The organism is Sphingomonas sp. VDB2, from assembly GCF_047946695.1.
GTDB lineage: Bacteria > Pseudomonadota > Alphaproteobacteria > Sphingomonadales > Sphingomonadaceae > Sphingobium > Sphingobium bisphenolicum.
Window position 1 is genome coordinate 1284364 of sequence record NZ_CP159615.1, and the last position, 16519, is coordinate 1300882.

At 62.8% G+C, this 16519-nt stretch carries 12 protein-coding genes; 5 read left to right on the forward strand and 7 right to left on the reverse strand.

Annotated elements, in window-relative coordinates; all coding sequences use genetic code 11:
* Positions 1–35: 35 nt before the first annotated feature.
* Positions 36–344: a YdeI/OmpD-associated family protein gene (locus ABT375_RS06320; RefSeq protein ID WP_416464497.1), complete on the forward strand. Its 309-nt coding sequence runs from the start codon at positions 36–38 to the stop codon at positions 342–344.
* Between the two features lie 302 nt (positions 345–646).
* On the opposite strand, the gene ABT375_RS06325 is transcribed toward ABT375_RS06320, so the two are convergent.
* Positions 647–1870, reverse strand: coding sequence for a polyhydroxyalkanoate depolymerase (locus ABT375_RS06325; RefSeq protein ID WP_416464498.1), 1224 nt, complete (start codon positions 1868–1870; stop codon positions 647–649).
* Positions 1871–1997: 127 nt separating this feature from the next.
* On the opposite strand from ABT375_RS06325, the gene ABT375_RS06330 reads away from it, so the two are divergent.
* Together ABT375_RS06330 and ABT375_RS06335 are read left to right on the forward strand one after the other, a co-directional pair.
* The gene (locus tag ABT375_RS06330) at positions 1998–2654 is read left to right on the forward strand and encodes a glutathione S-transferase (RefSeq protein WP_416464499.1); all 657 of its coding nucleotides are present in this window, start codon (positions 1998–2000) and stop codon (positions 2652–2654) included.
* A 41-nt stretch (positions 2655–2695) separates the two neighbouring features.
* A complete protein-coding gene (locus tag ABT375_RS06335; RefSeq protein WP_416464500.1) occupies positions 2696–4348 on the forward strand; it encodes a M28 family metallopeptidase in 1653 nt (550 codons plus the stop codon).
* 44 nt (positions 4349–4392) lie between these two features.
* Here the strand turns inward: ABT375_RS06335 and ABT375_RS06340 are convergent, their stop codons facing one another.
* Together ABT375_RS06340 and ABT375_RS06345 are read right to left on the reverse strand one after the other, a co-directional pair.
* The gene (locus ABT375_RS06340; protein WP_416464501.1) at positions 4393–5751 is read right to left on the reverse strand and encodes a glycoside hydrolase family 27 protein; all 1359 of its coding nucleotides are present in this window, start codon (positions 5749–5751) and stop codon (positions 4393–4395) included.
* A gap of 43 nt (positions 5752–5794) precedes the next feature.
* Positions 5795–6496 carry a glutamine amidotransferase gene (locus ABT375_RS06345; protein WP_224551279.1) on the reverse strand — a complete coding sequence of 234 codons (702 nt, stop codon included), beginning with the start codon at positions 6494–6496 and terminating at the stop codon, positions 5795–5797.
* Between the two features lie 112 nt (positions 6497–6608).
* Here ABT375_RS06345 and ABT375_RS06350 point away from each other — a divergent pair, with 112 nt between their 5' ends.
* Both ABT375_RS06350 and ABT375_RS06355 read left to right on the forward strand, forming a co-directional pair.
* The gene (locus ABT375_RS06350) at positions 6609–8936 is read left to right on the forward strand and encodes a GH92 family glycosyl hydrolase (RefSeq protein ID WP_416464502.1); all 2328 of its coding nucleotides are present in this window, start codon (positions 6609–6611) and stop codon (positions 8934–8936) included.
* On the forward strand, positions 8933–9271 hold the full coding sequence (locus ABT375_RS06355; protein WP_416464503.1) for a low molecular weight protein tyrosine phosphatase family protein: 339 nt from the start codon (positions 8933–8935) through the stop codon (positions 9269–9271). Before ABT375_RS06350 ends, ABT375_RS06355 begins: the two co-directional genes overlap by 4 nt.
* Here ABT375_RS06355 and ABT375_RS06360 read toward each other — a convergent pair.
* From ABT375_RS06360 to ABT375_RS06375, 4 genes are all read right to left on the reverse strand, one after another.
* On the reverse strand, positions 9266–9928 hold the full coding sequence (locus tag ABT375_RS06360; protein ID WP_416464504.1) for a cyclase family protein: 663 nt from the start codon (positions 9926–9928) through the stop codon (positions 9266–9268). The two genes, ABT375_RS06355 and ABT375_RS06360, sit on opposite strands and share 6 nt — an antisense overlap.
* Positions 9925–10179, reverse strand: a complete 255-nt coding sequence (locus tag ABT375_RS06365; protein ID WP_224551275.1) for a CBU_0592 family membrane protein — start codon at positions 10177–10179, stop codon at positions 9925–9927. The genes ABT375_RS06360 and ABT375_RS06365 overlap by 4 nt, the downstream gene beginning before the upstream one ends.
* Before the next feature lie 72 nt (positions 10180–10251).
* Positions 10252–12921: an aconitate hydratase AcnA gene (gene acnA, locus ABT375_RS06370; RefSeq protein WP_224551274.1), complete on the reverse strand. Its 2670-nt coding sequence runs from the start codon at positions 12919–12921 to the stop codon at positions 10252–10254.
* A gap of 648 nt (positions 12922–13569) precedes the next feature.
* A complete protein-coding gene (locus ABT375_RS06375; protein WP_416464505.1) occupies positions 13570–16335 on the reverse strand; it encodes a bifunctional aconitate hydratase 2/2-methylisocitrate dehydratase in 2766 nt (921 codons plus the stop codon).
* Positions 16336–16519: the final 184 nt, after the last annotated feature.

Below are 16519 nucleotides of genomic sequence, written 5' to 3' on the forward strand. Positions count from 1 at the left end.
CCACCAGAATGCGCAGGCATCGTGAGGAGGCATTGTTGGCACACGCATTCGCCCATGGCACGGTCCACGAAGCGGCCGAAGACCTGCAAGCCGCCCTGCGATCGGACCCACATATCCTGCACCTCTGGGAAGGGCTGACCCCGCTCGGCCGCAACGAGTTCATCTGCTGGGTGGACGACGCGAAACAGGCCAAGACCCGCCAGCGCCGCATCGAACGCACCCGCGAGGAACTGCTGGAGGGCAAGAAGCGCCCCTGCTGCTGGGCCGGCTGCATCCACCGCACCGACAAGGCGCCCGGCACATGGCAACAGGCGGTCCTCATCGACAAGCAGAAGAAGGGCTGATCGGACGGCGGATTGTCAGGGTCGCCATCTACCCGGCCTGTCCTACATGTCGCCATCATGGTAAAAGCCGGCCGGCTCTTTCCCATCGGCTGCTCTTTTCCCCGTCAGCACCGCAGCGGCGCAGGGTTGATGCAAATTCCCCATGCACGACACGCGCGACCTTAGCGAAGTTCCGGACGATCCATATCGACCGGACAGGACGAACATCGGCGCGCAACGCCGACCCAAGTCTATAAAATCATGAGACAATAAGCGCCGGCAACGTGACAGACCCCCGACGCGACAGCGGCCTCAGCCAGCCGTCAGTTCATCGCCAAAATCATGTTCCGCACCTGCGGATAGACCTGTTTTTCCCATTTGCTGCCCGAAAACACGCCATAATGGCCCACGCCAGGCTGCAAATGGTGGCGCTTGAGATGCGGGCGCAGACCGGTGCAGAGGCCATGGGCAGCCGACGTCTGGCCCACGGCGCAGACATCGTCCTTCTCGCCCTCGACCGTCAGCAGTGCGGTGTTACGGATCGCGCCCGGATCGACCTTGCGCCCGCGCACGGTCAGTTCGCCCTTGGACAGCAATGTCCGCTGAAACACCATATCGACGGTTTCGAGGTAGAATTCCTTGGTCATGTCCAGGACCGCGAAATATTCCTCATAGAAGGTCTTGATGCGATCCGCCTCCACATCCTTGCCGTCGGCCAGCAACTGGTAGAGTTCGCGATGCGTCGCGCTGTGCCGTTCCATGTTCATCGACACGAAGGCCGACAGTTGCAGGAAGCCCGGATAGACTTCCCGACCGCGCCCGGCATAGCGGAACGGCACGACGGAGATCAGATTCTCCTCGAACCATTCGATCGGCTTTTCATTGGCCAGGTCGTTGACCACGGTCGGCGCGGCATTGGGGTCGATCGGCCCGCCCATCAGCGTCATCGACCGCGGCGTCGCCTTGTCCTTGTCCTCCGACATCAGCGCCACGGCGGCGAGCGCCGGCACGCAGGGCTGGCATACCGACACCAGATGCGCGCCCTCGCCCAGTTCCTGGAGAAAGCGGATCACATAGTCGACATAGTCGTCGAAACCGAAGCGCCCGGCCTCCAGCGGCACGTCGCGCGCATTCTTCCAGTCGGTGATGTAGACGTCATGGTCGCGGAGCAATGTTGCAACCGTGCTGCGCAACAAGGTCGAAAAATGACCCGACATCGGCGCCACCACCAGCACCCTCGGCTGCGCCGCCTCCACCTCGTCCTTGACGAAGTGCAGCAGATCGCCGAACGGCAGGTCGAGCGCGATTTCCTCCCGCACCGATACCTCCGCATTGCCGCTGGTGACCGTGTCGATCGCATAGGCCGGGCGTTTATGGGTGAGCTTCGCACCCTGGAACACGTCCATCATGGCAAACATACGCCGCGGCATCGCCCAATCGGCCACCGGCCCCATCTTGTCGCGCATGCGAAGTGCGATCTGCGCCCCGAAACGTGCTGGCGCCAGCATGTCGTTCCAGGCCTGATAACCACTGTAAAGCATGCGCATGATGAGGGTTGAGCCTTGTCCTGTGTCCGCGAACCGAATCGGTATTATCATGAAACGCTATACATGCTTTTTATGTTGCGCCGCATCATCATAAATGTGAGGCTGATCCAAAGCAGGAGGGTATGCCATGGCGGTCGCGGAACTCACTCTTTCCAGCAAGAACTACTCCTCCTGGTCGCTGCGCGGCTGGCTTTTATGCCGACTCGCCGGCTTGCGGGTGGTGGAAAAGACCATTGCGCTCGATGACCCCGAAAACCGCGCCGAACTGCTGCTCCTGTCCCCGTCCGTGCTGGTGCCGCGCCTGACGCATGAAGGGGCAAGCGTGTGGGACACGCTGGCGATTGCGGAATATCTGCACGAACTTTATCCCAATATCGGCATGTATCCGGCCGACCGCATCGCCCGCGCCCATTGCCGGTCGGTATCGGGCGAAATCCATTCGGGCTTCGCCAATCTCCGCTCCGCCCTGCCGATGAACCTCAAGGTCCGCCACGCCCGCTTCCCCATCTTCTCCGGCGCCAAGCCCGACATCGAGCGGATCGAGGCGATCTGGGCCGAATGTCTGGACGGCTATGGCGGCCCTTGGCTGTTCGGTAAGGAACCGACAGTCGCCGACGCCATGTTCGCGCCGGTGGCCCAGCGCTTCCTGACCTATGCCGTGCCGCTTTCGCACGCGTCCGCCGCCTATTGCCAGACGATCAACGGCTGGCCGCTGATGCGCGAATGGATCGAGGATGCACGCAACGAGCCGGACGAAATGGTCGAACTCGAAATCGAATTCTAAACGCCCTTTCGCCCATCGCCGCAGCGGGTTAGATCGGCGCGATGATCACACGCACCCTCGCCCTGGCCCTTGGCCTCGCCACCCTGTCCTTCCCCGCCCATGCCCAGACCGACCCCAGGCGGCTGGAACAATCAGTCCGCACCCTCGCCTCCGATCTGTTCGAAGGCCGCGCGCCCGGCACCGTGGGTGAGGAACGGACGATCGGCTATATCGTCGCCCGCTTCGAACAACTCGGGCTGGAACCCGGTGGTCCTGACGGCCAGTGGGTGCAGACCGTGCCCCTGCTCCATACCCGTCTCGGCCAGCCGGAACGCCTGTCGATCGCGCAAAATGGCGCCACCACGCCGTGGAGCTTCGGCAAGCAAGTCTATCTCTCGACGCTTCAACCCAAGGACAAGGTCGCCGTCGCCAACGCGCCGCTGGTGTTCGTGGGCTATGGCGTGTCCGCGCCCGAACGCGGCTGGGACGATTTCAAGGGCGTGGACCTGAAGGGCAAGGTCGCCGTCTTCCTGATCAACGACCCGGATTTCGAGGCGGCCAAGGGCGAAGACCCGTTCGGCAAGTTCGGCGGCAAGACCATGACCTATTATGGCCGCTGGACCTACAAGTTCGAGGAAGCCGCCCGCCACGGCGCGATCGGTGCGCTGATCGTCCACGACACGCCAGGCGCGGGCTATGGCTGGAACGTAGTGGTCAGCCCCGGCGGCGAAAATTACGACCTCGTCCGCCCCGCCGACAAGCTGACCAGCCTGCAAGTCCAGGGCTGGGTCGAGGGTGAAGCCGCCAGGGCGCTGTTCGCCAGCGCGGGCCTCGATCTGGTCGCGCTGCGCAAGCAGGCGCGTTCCGCTAGGTTCAAGCCCGTGGAATTGAAGGGCGCGACCTTTTCCGCCGCCTTCCCGGTGACCCAGGAAGTCGTGCAGAGCGCGAACATCCTGGCCCGCATCCCCGGCGCAAAACGCCGCGACGAAACCGTGATGTATGGCGCGCATTGGGACGCCTATGGCAAGGGCGCGCCGGACGCGCAGGGCCGCATCTACCGCGCCGGCGCCAATGACGATGCGCTGGGCATGGCCGGCCTGTTCGAGATCGCCCGCGCCTTCAAGGCGGCGCCCGCCCCCGACCGCTCTATCGTGTTCGCCGCCTGGACCGCGGAAGAACGGGGGCTGCTGGGGTCCGAACATTATGCCCAGAACCCACTCTATCCGATCGACAGGACGGTCGCGAACCTGACCATCGACGTGCTCCAGACCGCGGGCAAGGCAAAGGACGTGATCCTGATCGGCAAGGGGCAGGACACGCTGGAGGATGACCTCGCCAAATTCGCCGCCAAGCAGGGCCGCGTCATCACGCAGGAAAGCCTGCCCGAACGCGGCCTCTTCTACCGCGCCGACCATTTCTCCATGGCCAAGCGCGGCGTCCCCGTGCTGCTGATGATGGGCCTCGCCGGCGCATCCGACATGGTCGAGGGCGGCCGCGCAGCCGGTCAGGCCTGGATCGATGCCTATACCGGCCAATGCTATCATCAGGCCTGCGACGCGGTGGACGACACATGGAAGCTGGAGGGCGCCGCGCAGGATATCGACCTGATGTACGACATCGGCCGCGACCTCGCCTTCTCGGCCCGCTGGCCCGAATGGAAGCCCGGCTCCGAATTCAAGGCGATCCGCGACAAGAGCGCGGCGGTGCGGAAGTAACCCAACCTGCTCCCCTCCCTTGCGGGGAGGGGCTTTTCCGGGGTTTAGCTCAACCGATACAGGCCTGCCCCATGCGGCGGCAGCATCGCGGACACCCGCTCCGCCTGCTGCCCCAACGCCTTGCCCGCCCACAGGTCGCGCACCGCAACCGGACCATCAATCCCCAGATCGCGCAACCTAATCCCGACCTCACGCGCCTGGTCGCCGGTGTTGAACAGGGCCAGATAACGCCCATTCCCATCCTCCGGCACGGCCGACCAGGCGCGCACTCCATCCTCCACGAAATGCGGGCAATTGCCCTGGCTCGCCTGATTGACGGCCAGCACCTCGCTATTGGTCAGCAGCGCCAGCGTCGCCGCGTCCAGATGCCGCAAGTCGCCACCCATGATGAGCGGCGAGCGCGCAATCGCCCATAGCGTCATCAGCGTCTTCTGCTCGTCGGGCGTAAAGCGCGTATTACGTTCCCCCAGCGCCAGCCGGCCGAGCGGCAGCATGTCCGCATCCGGCCAGCTACCCGGCCCGCGATAGGGCGTCCAATTCTCCAGCCGGGTAAACTGCGCCTCCAGCATCGGCCATTCGTCCCAGAAATCATCCGAAATCCGACACATCTGCGCATATTTTCGCACATGGTCGCCCCGAATCACGGGGGTTTCCCCCGGCGAAAGGCTCAGGATGATCGGCCGCCCCGTCGCCATGATCGCCTTATGCGCTGCCTCGATCTCCGGCGCATGAGCGTCATAGGGACGGCTCATATCGTCCATCTTGACGAAATCGACGCCCCACTCGGCATAGAGGTGGAAGATGCTGTCATAATAGGCCTGTGCACCCGGCTGCGTCATGTCGACGCCGTACATATCCGGGTTCCAGGAGCAGACACTCGATATGTCGGCGACGTCCTTCGCGCGATAGCGCGCGCCAACGATGGGCAGGTTCGCCTCCACCGCCGCGCGCGGAATGCCACGCATGACATGGATGCCGAATTGCAGGCCCAGATCATGGACCGCCTTGGCCAGCAGCGCGAAGCCCTTGCCACCGGCGCTGGAAGCGAAACGGTTGGGCGCCGGGATCATCCGGCCATAGGCGTCCATCGCCGGCCTCGGCCTGGCGTTATAGGTGTAGCTCGACGCTTCAGGCTCATACCATTGAATGTCGACGGTGAAGATATCATAGCCGAACGGCAGGAGCTTTTCCGCCATGATCGTGGCGGTCTCGCGCGCCTGCGCTTCGGTGATGGTCGTAGCGAAGCTGTTCCAGCTATTCCACCCCATGGGCGGCCGGGGCGCCAGCACGCGCTGGCCCGTCTCGGCCGCACCCGCTGTCCGCACCACATTTGCCGCCGCCATTCCCGCCGCGCCGGCCACGAACAGATCGCGACGGCTCGGTTCCCAATTTTTCCTCTTCATTTGTCGGAGTTAATAGCAAGACTGCGACGAGATCAAGCCGCAACTAGGCGTCTATCCCCGCCAGCCATTCGCCGATCATCGCCCTGCCCGCGGCAACAGCGATCGGGCCGTGCAGGTCATGATCTTCGCGCAGCGCGATGCCGCATTGCTGGGCCACGTCGAGGTCGGCCCAGAAATGGGTCAGCCAATCCTCGAAACGCGGGTCTTCGCCCATCTCCGCATGAAATTGCAGCGCCAGCACATTGGACCCGCGCCGGAACGCCTGATGCGCATATTTGCCGGTCGATGCCAGCAACTCGACATTATCAGGCAGGTCGAACGTGTCGCTATGCCAATGCAGCACTGGCACATCCACGATATGGCGCAACGGCGACTCGGCGCCCGCACGGTTCACGCTGACCGGCGCGAAGCCCAGTTCCATATGCCCACCCGGATAGACAGGCGCACCTAGGGCGGCGGCGATCATCTGGCTGCCCAGGCACACGCCCAAAGTCGGACGGTCGGCCGCCAGCCGCGCCGCCAGCTTTTCGATCTGCATCGATATCCAGGGATGGACGTCCGTTTCATAGACGCCCATCGGCCCACCCATCATGATCAGCAATTCGGGATCGCACAGGTCGACATCCGCGAAGTCGGGGCTGGCGACATCGATCCGGTCGATATGATAGCCGGCCGCCTCGATCGGTTGCAGATAGCCTGCGGCGCCTTCGCGCGGCACATGACGGACGATCAATGCTCTCTTCATTATTCCCTGTGCTAACCACCCTCAGGGCGCGACGCCAGCCCAGCCTTTCTTGGGCAGCGAAAATTGCGGCTATCGGCTTGGCCGCACGGAGCAGCCGTGATTTAACTCCAATATGATCCTGCCCCGCCTCGCCCGCCCGCTCCTTCTCGCCAGCCTGTTCGCCGGGTCCGCCCTTCCGGCCCAGACTGCGCAGCCGCCCGCGCCTTCGCCCGTTGACGCGGTCGATCCCTTCATCGGCACGTCGGGCGAAGGCCATAGCTTCCCCGGTGCGGTCGCCCCTTTCGGCATGGTCCAGCTCTCGCCCGACACCCATGTCGGGCCGGCGCGGCAAACCTATAATTGGGCGGCGGGCTACCGCCATGAAGACCCGACGATCCTCGGCTTTTCCCACACCCATTTCTCCGGCGCTGGGCATAGCGACCTGGGCGATGTCCTGGTGATGCCGGTCGCGGGCGAAACGGTGCCGCTGGAGGCAGGGACGCCCGACAGGCCCGGCTATCGTTCGCGAAAGGCGGACGAAGTCGCCTCTCCCGGCTATTATGCCGTCACCCTGAGCGATCCGGGCGTCCGCGCGGAAATGACGGCCGGCACCCGCGTCGGCATCCACCGCTACGCCTTCCCGTCGGGCAAGGCCGCGCATCTGGTGCTCGATCTGCGCTCCATCATCTATGATTATCCCGGCAAGATTCTCTGGTCCTCCATCCGTATCCACCCCGACGGCACGATCACCGGATCGCGCGAGGTGCGCGGCTGGGCGACGCCACGCCGTATCTTCTTCGCCATCCGCTTCTCCGCGCCGCTGACCGGCCATCAGTTCGTCACCACAGAAAAGGATATCCTCTATAAGGGCTTCAAGGGGCCGGGCCGCGGCCCGGAAACGCTCGATTCCCTCTCCGGCCGCGCCTTGGTGGCGCAACTCGACTTCGGCGCGCTGGCCAAGCCGCTGGAAGTGAAGGTCGCGCTATCGGGCGTGGACGAGGATGGCGCGATCGCCAACCTCGCCAGCGAGCCAGGCGATTTCGACGCGATCCGGGCCAGTACGCGCGCCGTCTGGGCCGATGCACTGGGCGTGGTGAAGATCGATGCCCCCGCACCGATGCGCCGCAATGTCTATACCGCCCTCTATCACAGCCTGATGGCGCCCAGCGTCTGGGGTGATGCCGACGGCCGTTGGCGCGGACCGGACGATCAGGTTCACGCCGCATCCGGCTTCACCATGCATTCCACCTTCTCGCTATGGGACACGTTCCGCGCCGAACATCCGCTGCTCACGCTGGTCCAGCCCGAAGCGAGAAATGCCGATTTCGTGAACTCGTTGATCGCCAGCCAGCAGACCAGTCCGTTCAGCATCCTCCCCGTCTGGCAATTCGCCGGGAAGGAAACCTGGACGATGATCGGCTATCACGCCGTGCCGGTAATCGCCGATGCGTGTCTGAAAGGGATCAAAGGGATCGACTGCGCCACCGCGCTCAAAGCTATGGTCGCCAGCGCCGACTATGCCCCCTATGGCGGCCTCGACGACTATATGAAGCTGGGTTATGTGCCCATTGACCGCGAACCGGAAGCCGCCTCCAAAACGGTCGAATATGCCTATGACGACTGGACCATCGCCCGTCTTGCTCACCAGTTGGGCGACATGGCTACTGCGAGGCGGTTCGAAAAGCGCGCTCAGAACTGGCGCAACAGTTTCGACGCGAAGACCGGCTTCCTGCGCGCGCGCAAGGCCGACGGCAGCTTCCGCACGCCTTTCGATCCGACCGCGATCAACTATGGCAGCGACTATACGGAGGGCAATGCCTGGCAATATAGCTGGTTCATGCCGCAGGATCAGGGCGGCCTGTTCCGTTTGCTGGGCGGCGACGCAAAATCCGTCGCGAAGCTGGACGCCATGTTCGATTATGACAATAGCAGGATCGACTATAGCCATGCCGAGGATATTGCCGGCCTGATCGGCCAATATATCCATGGCAACGAACCCAGCCACCATGTCGCCTATCTCTACAGCTATGCAGGGCAACCCTGGCGCACGCAGGAGCGGCTGAGGCAGATCGTCGAGAGCCAGTATAAGCCAACGCCCGACGGCCTCGCGGGCAATGACGACCTCGGCCAGATGTCCGCCTGGCTCGTCTTCACCGCCTTGGGCTTCTATCCGGTCGCGCCGGGCAGCAACGAATATGTGATCGGACGGCCCTTCGTGGAGCGGGCGGAGATGCAGGTCGGCGACAAGCGGTTCACGGTGCTGGCCGATGGCCTGTCCGACACCAACCGCTATATCGGCAAGGTGACGCTGAACGGCCAGCCGCTGGAGCGCAGCTATATTACAGACGCGGAGATTCGGGCCGGCGGCGAACTGCGCTTCACCATGCAGGCTACGCCCAACAAGAGATGGGCCACCGGCGTGAAAGCGCGGCCTTATTCGATGACGGGTTATGGGCGATGATGCAGAGAGAAAGGCATTATCTCTTCATCTGTAGCCAGAACCGGCTTCGTAGTCCCACCGCCGAGCAGATTTTCGCCGACAACCCCGGCATCGAAACCCTGTCCGCGGGAACCAACCATGATGCGGAAACCCCGCTGGACGACGAAATGCTACGGTGGGCCGACATTATCTTCGTCATGGAGAAGACCCACCGCAACAAGATCCAGAAGCGCTTTCGTTCCGCATTGAACGGCACGCGGATAGTCTGCCTCGACATCCCCGACGATTATGAGTTTATGGACCCGCAATTGATCGCCCTGCTACAAGCAAGAATGGCCCGCTTTCTGCCACTATAGGGAAGCAAAGGCCCGCACCGGAAACGTCCCCATGCCCACCACCTTGGGCGGCACGGCGGTAAAGGCGAAGCCATCCTCCGGCAGCGCGCCGAGATTGGTCATATGCTCACAGATCAGTACGCCTGCGCCCAGCAGTTCGCGATGCACCGGGCGGCCGGTGCCGGGGCGGGTATCGTCGATATTGTGGCTGTCGATGCCCACCAGCTTCGCGCCGCGCTCCACCAGCCGCCGCGCCGCCGCTTCCGTCAGGAAGGGATGATCCTCGAAATAGGCGGGCGTACGCCAGTGCCGGTCCCATCCGGTGTGAACCAGCACCGCCCGTCCCGCCACGTCGATCCCGTCCAGATCGGCCGCGTCCGTCGCCAGCCCCACCGTCTCGAACGGCCTTCGCACGGTGATCGCGGGCAGGCTCGCCAGCCGCTCCAGCGCCAGTATCGACAAGTCGTCGCCCTCCTCAAACCGATGGAAGGGCGCATCCAGATAGGTTCCCGTGTTAGACACCATATCGATCCGCCCCATCTGGAAGGCGCTACCATCGGCATAGTTGGCGCGCGACTGGTCGCGGGTCCAATAATCGCAGATATGCGGCGCGGCGACGCCCTTATAGGTCTGCATCCCATGTTCGATAGCATGGCTGAGGTCGATGAAGCGGGTCATGAGCGGGACATTCTCCGGCGTCCGATGCGCCATAGGGTGACGAAGCCGACGACGCTCCAGATTATGTTGAGCACCATCGATGGAAAGGCGCCATGCCACCAGGTGTTGAGGACGAACAGGGTGGCGCCGACCGCATTCAGCCACTGGAAGGTCGCCGATCCGCCCGACAGTCGCCCGGTCGATACGCCGACATAGGCGGCCAGCACCAGCAGCGCGCCGGTCCAGCCGATGATTTCCACGAACAGCGCCACATCCGCCCCCAGAGAAAAGGGCTCCTCCCGTCTGGGAGAAGCCCTCCTGCCTTACTCCAGCGGATCAGCCGATCAAGCGGCCAGCTTGCGCAGCACATATTGGAGGATGCCGCCGTTCAGGAAATATTCCAGTTCGTTGACGGTATCGATCCGGCACAACGCGGTGAAGGTGAAGGTCGAGCCGTCGGCGCGCTTCACGATCACGTCCACGTCCTGGCGGGGCTTCAAACCCGCGACATTCTGGATGGTGAAGGTTTCATCGCCGGTGAAACCGAATAAGTCCTTGTTCTCGCCATTCTTGAACTGCAGCGGCAGCACGCCCATGCCGACCAGGTTCGAACGGTGGATACGCTCAAAGCTTTCGACGATCACCGAGCGGACGCCCAGCAGGTTCGTGCCCTTGGCCGCCCAGTCGCGCGAGGATCCGGTGCCATATTCCTTGCCGCCGATGACCACGAGCGGGGTGCCGTCGGCCTTGTGCTTCATCGCCGCGTCATAGATCGGCATGACGTCGCCGTCATAGCGGGTCATGCCGCCCTCGACGCCGTCCAGCATCAGATTCTTGATGCGGATATTGGCGAAGGTGCCGCGCATCATGACCTCATGATGGCCGCGCCGCGAACCATAGCTGTTATAGTCGGCCTGGGCGACCTGATGCTCGCTCAGCCACTTGCCCGCGGGCGAGGTCGCCTTGATTGATCCGGCCGGCGAGATGTGGTCGGTCGTGATGGAATCGCCGAAGATCGCCAGCGGCTTTGCTTCGATGATGTCGGTGACCGGCGCCGGAGTCATGGTCAGCCCTTCGAAATAGGGCGGGTTGGCGACATAGGTCGAACCGGCGCGCCATTTGTAGGTGTCGCTGCCGGTAACGTCGATCGCCTGCCAATGTTCGTCGCCCTTGTAGACATTGGCATAGCGCGCCTGGAACATCGGGCGATCCATACAGCCTGCGATGGTCGATGCGACCTCATCATTGGTCGGCCAGATATCCCTGAGATACACATCCCGACCGCTGGCGCCCTGACCGATCGGCGTAGTCAGGAAATCCTCGATCACCGTCCCCTTGAGAGCGTAGGCAACCACCAGCGGCGGGCTGGCGAGGAAGTTGGCGCGCACGTCGGGCGACACGCGGCCTTCGAAGTTGCGGTTGCCGGAGATGACGGCGGCGGCCACCAGGCCGTTTTCATTGATCGCCCTGCTGATCGGTTCAGCCAGCGGACCGCTATTGCCGATGCAGGTGGTGCAGCCATAGCCGACGAGGTTGAAGCCGATCGCGTCCAGATGCTCCTGAAGGCCAGCCTTGTTGAAATAGTCCGTTACGACCTGCGAACCGGGGGCGAGCGACGTCTTGACCCAGGGCTTGGGCTTGAGGCCCAGTTCGTTCGCCTTCTTGGCGACCAGACCGGCAGCGATCATGACGCTGGGGTTCGACGTGTTGGTGCAGCTGGTGATGGCTGCAATGGTGACGTCGCCATCGCCAATGTCGAAATCCTTGCCATCGACCGGTACGCGCTGCTGCGTCTTCTTGTAGGTGTTGACCAGATCGGCGTTGAACACGTCATCCACGTCCGGCAGAGCGACGCGGTCCTGCGGGCGCTTGGGGCCGGCAAGGCTGGGGACGACCGTGGACAGGTCCAATTCCAGCGTGTCGGTGAAGACCGGTTCGATGGCCGGATCGATCCAGAAGCCCTGCTCCTTGGCATAGGCTTCGACCAGCGCGATATTTTCGTCGGTGCGGCCGGTCAGGCGCATATAATCCAGCGTTTTGTCGTCGATACCGAAGAAGCCGCAAGTCGCGCCATATTCCGGCGCCATATTGGCCAGCGTCGCACGATCGGCGAGCGACAGAGTGGCAAGGCCGGGACCGAAATATTCCACGAAGCGACCGACGACGCCGCGCGCACGCAGCATCTGGGTGCAGGTCAGGACAAGATCGGTGGCGGTCACGCCTTCCCTCAGATTGCCGGTGAATTTGAAGCCGACGACTTCGGGGATCAGCATGGAAACGGGCTGGCCCAGCATCGCCGCTTCCGCCTCGATGCCGCCCACGCCCCAGCCCAGCACACCCAGGCCGTTGATCATCGTGGTGTGGCTGTCGGTGCCGACGCAGGTGTCGGGATAGGCGACGGTGGTGCCGTCGACATCGACCGAGGACCATACGGCCTGCGCGATATTCTCCAGATTGACCTGATGGCAGATGCCGGTGCCGGGCGGCACGGCATAGAAGTTGGCCAGGCTCTTGCTGCCCCACTTCAGAAAGTCGTAGCGCTCCATATTGCGCTGATATTCGATTTCCACATTCTGCTCGAACGCCTTGGGCGTGCCGAACTCGTCGACCATGACGCTATGGTCGATGACCAGATGGACAGGCACCTGCGGGTTGATCTTGCTCGCATCCGCGCCCAGCGCGTTCATGGCGTCGCGCATCGCGGCGAGGTCAACCACACAGGGAACGCCCGTGAAGTCCTGCAGCAGCACCCGCGCCGGACGATATTGAATCTCACGCTCGGCCTTGCCCTTGTCATTCTGCCAGTCGACGATCGCCTGAATGTCGTCGGTGGTGACGGTGACCCCATCCTCGAAACGGAGCAGATTCTCCAGCAGCACCTTCATCGAAAAAGGGAGGCGCGACACATCTCCAAGCTTGGCCGCCGCTTTCTTGAGCGAATAATAGGCAATGTCCTTGCCGTCGACGCTCAGCGTGTCGCGGGTGCCCAGAGTATCCTGTCCGATGGCGGTCATAAGATGTGCGTCTCCTCGCATGGCCCGGCCAGAGGATGGCGCGTTTCCACCAGAGGCTCGCCGATCGGCGACGAAAAAACCGCACGGCAAGGTGGCAGGGATGCGCCCCAACCCATGGTCGAAGCAGGTATGTCCCGATGCTGCAGCGCCATATCATTTGCAGGGGTCAAGTCAAATGGCGACGCAGCCTGAGCCCCCTATGTAGGGATATGTTTCGCCCCTTTAAACGTTGCATCGGCAGAAAAGGGGAGACAGTCATGGACACATGTCTTTTGCCAGCCGGATCGACACTTATTGCTATCAGTCCGCAATATTATCAGGGCCGAAAAACGCCCTGCCCCGACTGTGGCGGCATGCAGTGGATCGTCGGTCGCGTCGTCGCGGAATGCGCTTATTGCGACACGCCCCTGCCCCTTGCTGCATCGCAGCATCGCACATGGCTCGGCGGCTTTTCCTGACGTCGCTTGCGCAGATCACTTGCCTACCTCCTTCCCGTTCATGCTGAGTAGAGGCTGAGCGAAGTCGAAGCCTCGTATCGAAGCTTGCGCCACTCCGATGAGCCACAAACGACAAGGCCGCCGCCGCACTTTCCCTTAAAGGGAAAATGCGGCGGCGGCCTTGTCACGGGAGGGCCTTAGCCCCCTTCGATCAGTGCGCGGCGGACGGCGCGAACTTGGTCAGGTCGATGCCCGTAACAGCGCTCTTATACTCGTCCATGTTCGGCGTGCGGCCCAGGATGGTCGACAGTACCACGACCGGGGTCGAGGCGAGCAGCGATTCCCCCTTCTTGTTGGCGGTGTCTTCCACGACGCGGCCCTGGAACAGGCGGGTCGAAGTGGCGAGGACGGTATCGCCCTTCGCGGCCTTTTCCTGATTGCCCATGCACAGGTTGCAGCCCGGACGCTCCAGATACAGCATATTCTCATATTCGGTGCGCGCGGCGGTCTTGGGCGCCACGTCGTCGAATTCGAATCCGGCATATTTCTTGAGCACGTCCCAATCGCCTTCGGCCTTGAGCTCGTCGACGATATTATAGGTCGGCGGGGCGACGACCAGCGGCGCCTTGAACTCGACCTTGCCCTGCGTCGCTTCGATGTTCTTCAACATCTGCGCCAGGATCTTCATGTCGCCTTTATGCACCATGCACGACCCGATGAAGCCCAGGTCGACCTTCTTCGTGCCGCCATAATAGGAGACGGGGCGGATCGTGTCGTGGGTATAGCGCTTCGACACATCGGCATTGTTGACGTCCGGGTCGGCGATCATCGGTTCGTCGATCAGATCCAGATCGACCACGACTTCGGCGAAATATTTCGCATTGGCGTCCGGCGTCAACGCGGGCTTCTCGCCCGAGCGGATTTCGGCGATGCGCTTGTCAGCCAAGGCGATCAGGCCCTTCAGGGTGCAGGCCGCATTTTCCATGCCCTTGTCGATCATGATCTGGATGCGCGACTTGGCGATTTCCAGCGACTCGATCAGAGTCGCGTCTTCGGAAATGCAGATCGACGCCTTGGCCTTCATTTCGGCCGTCCAGTCGGTGAAGGTGAAGGCCTGGTCGGCCAGCAGTGTGCCGATATGGACTTCGATGATGCGGCCCTGGAACACATTCTCGCCGCCGAACTGGTGCAGCATCTGCGCCTGCGTCGCGTGGACGACGTCGCGGAAATCCATATAGGGCTGCATCTTGCCCTTGAACGTGACCTTGACCGACTGCGGTATCGGCATGGTCGCTTCGCCGGTGGCCAGCGCCAGCGCCACCGTGCCGGAGTCCGCGCCGAACGCCACGCCCTTCGACATACGGGTATGGCTGTCGCCGCCGATGATGATCGCCCAGTCGTCCACGGTGATGTCGTTCAGCACCTTGTGGATGACGTCGGTCATCGCATGATAGACGCCCTTGGGGTCGCGCGCGGTGATGAGGCCGAAATTGTTCATGAAGCTCATCAGCTTGGGAATGTTGGCCTGCGCCTTCTTGTCCCAGACCGATGCCGTGTGGCAGCCCGACTGATATGCGCCGTCGACCAGCGGCGAGATGACGGTGGCCGCCATCGCTTCCAGTTCCTGCGCGGTCATCAGACCTGTGGTGTCCTGCGAACCGACGATGTTCACGGTGACGCGCACGTCCGAACCGGCGTGCAGCAGCTTGCCCGGCGCGACGCCGACGGCATTGCGGTTGAAGATTTTCTCCACCGCGGTCAGGCCCTGGCCCTCGACCGAGATTTCCTTGTTCGGCGCGAAGACCGCCGGCGCTTCGACGCCCAGCGTCTCGGCGGCAAAGGTCTGGAGCTTCTTGCCGAAGACGATGGCGTAGCTGCTGCCCGCCTTCATGAATTCCATCTTCTGCGGCGTGAACGCGGCGGCGACGTCGACCATTTCCTTGCCGGCCTCGTCGGTCAGCTTCTTGTTCTTGACGTCGATCTTCAGCACCGTGCCGGTCGCGACCGAGAAGGCCTCTTCCAGCACCGGATTGCCGTCATTGTTCAGGATCGCCTTGCCGTCCGGGCCGGTCATCTTGACCCAGTTCTTCAGATTGAGGCCAATGCCCCCGGTCACGTCCACCGTGGTCGCGAAGATCGGCGAAATGCCGTTGGTGCCCGCGACGACCGGCGCATAGTTGACGAAGGGCACATAGGGGCTCTGCTGCTTGCCGGCCCACAGCGCCACATTGTTGACGCCCGACATGCGCGACGACCCCACGCCCATCGTGCCCTTTTCGGCGATCAGCATCACGCGCTTGTCGGGATGCTGTGCCTTCAACGCCACGATCTGCTGCTGCGCCTCCGGCGTCATCATGCACAGGCCGTGCAACTCACGGTCGGACCGCGAATGCGCCTGGTTGCCCGGCGACAGAAGATCGGTCGAGATATCCCCTTCGCCCGCGATGAAGGTCACGACCTTGATCTCGTCCTCGACATCGGGGAGTTTGGTGAAGAATTCGGCCTTGGCGTAGCTTTCCAGCACGTCCTTCGCTACGGCGTTGCCCGCCGCATAGGCGTCGCGCAAGCGGAACATGTCGGCGTCATACAGGAAGAATTGGGTCTTGAGCACCTCGCCGGCCTGAACGGCGAGCTTGGCGTCATCCCCCAGCGCGATGTCGAGCAGCACGGCGATCGAGGGGCCACCCTTCATGTGGCTGAGCAGTTCAAAGGCGAACGCCACCGTGATTTCCGGGACGATCGCCTGTCCCTGGACAATCTGCTTGAGGAACGCCGCCTTGACGGCCGCCGCGCTCGTGGTGCCGGGCAGCGTGTTGTAGATGAAGAATTTCAGCGCGTCGGCGCGATATTCGCTGCCTATATCCTGGATCAGGCCGATAATCTCTTTGACGAGCGCGCCGTCGTCGATCGGCTTGGGCGCAAGTCCCTGAGTCTTTCGGCTGTCGATTTCGGCCAGATAATCCAGGTAAATGCTCATCTCGTTCCCAACGTCATAAAGTGCACGGAGTCGACGCGCAGCGCCACTTGCCGACTTTTATGCCCGGTCTGGGAGCTGACGCGGCCCCGGTACGTCAAGAGACGCAAGTTGGCAAGCCGCCGCGGCGCGGCAAAATATTGGCGCCAGCTACGCCAATCGGCCTAAAACTGCGGCCTTTCAAATT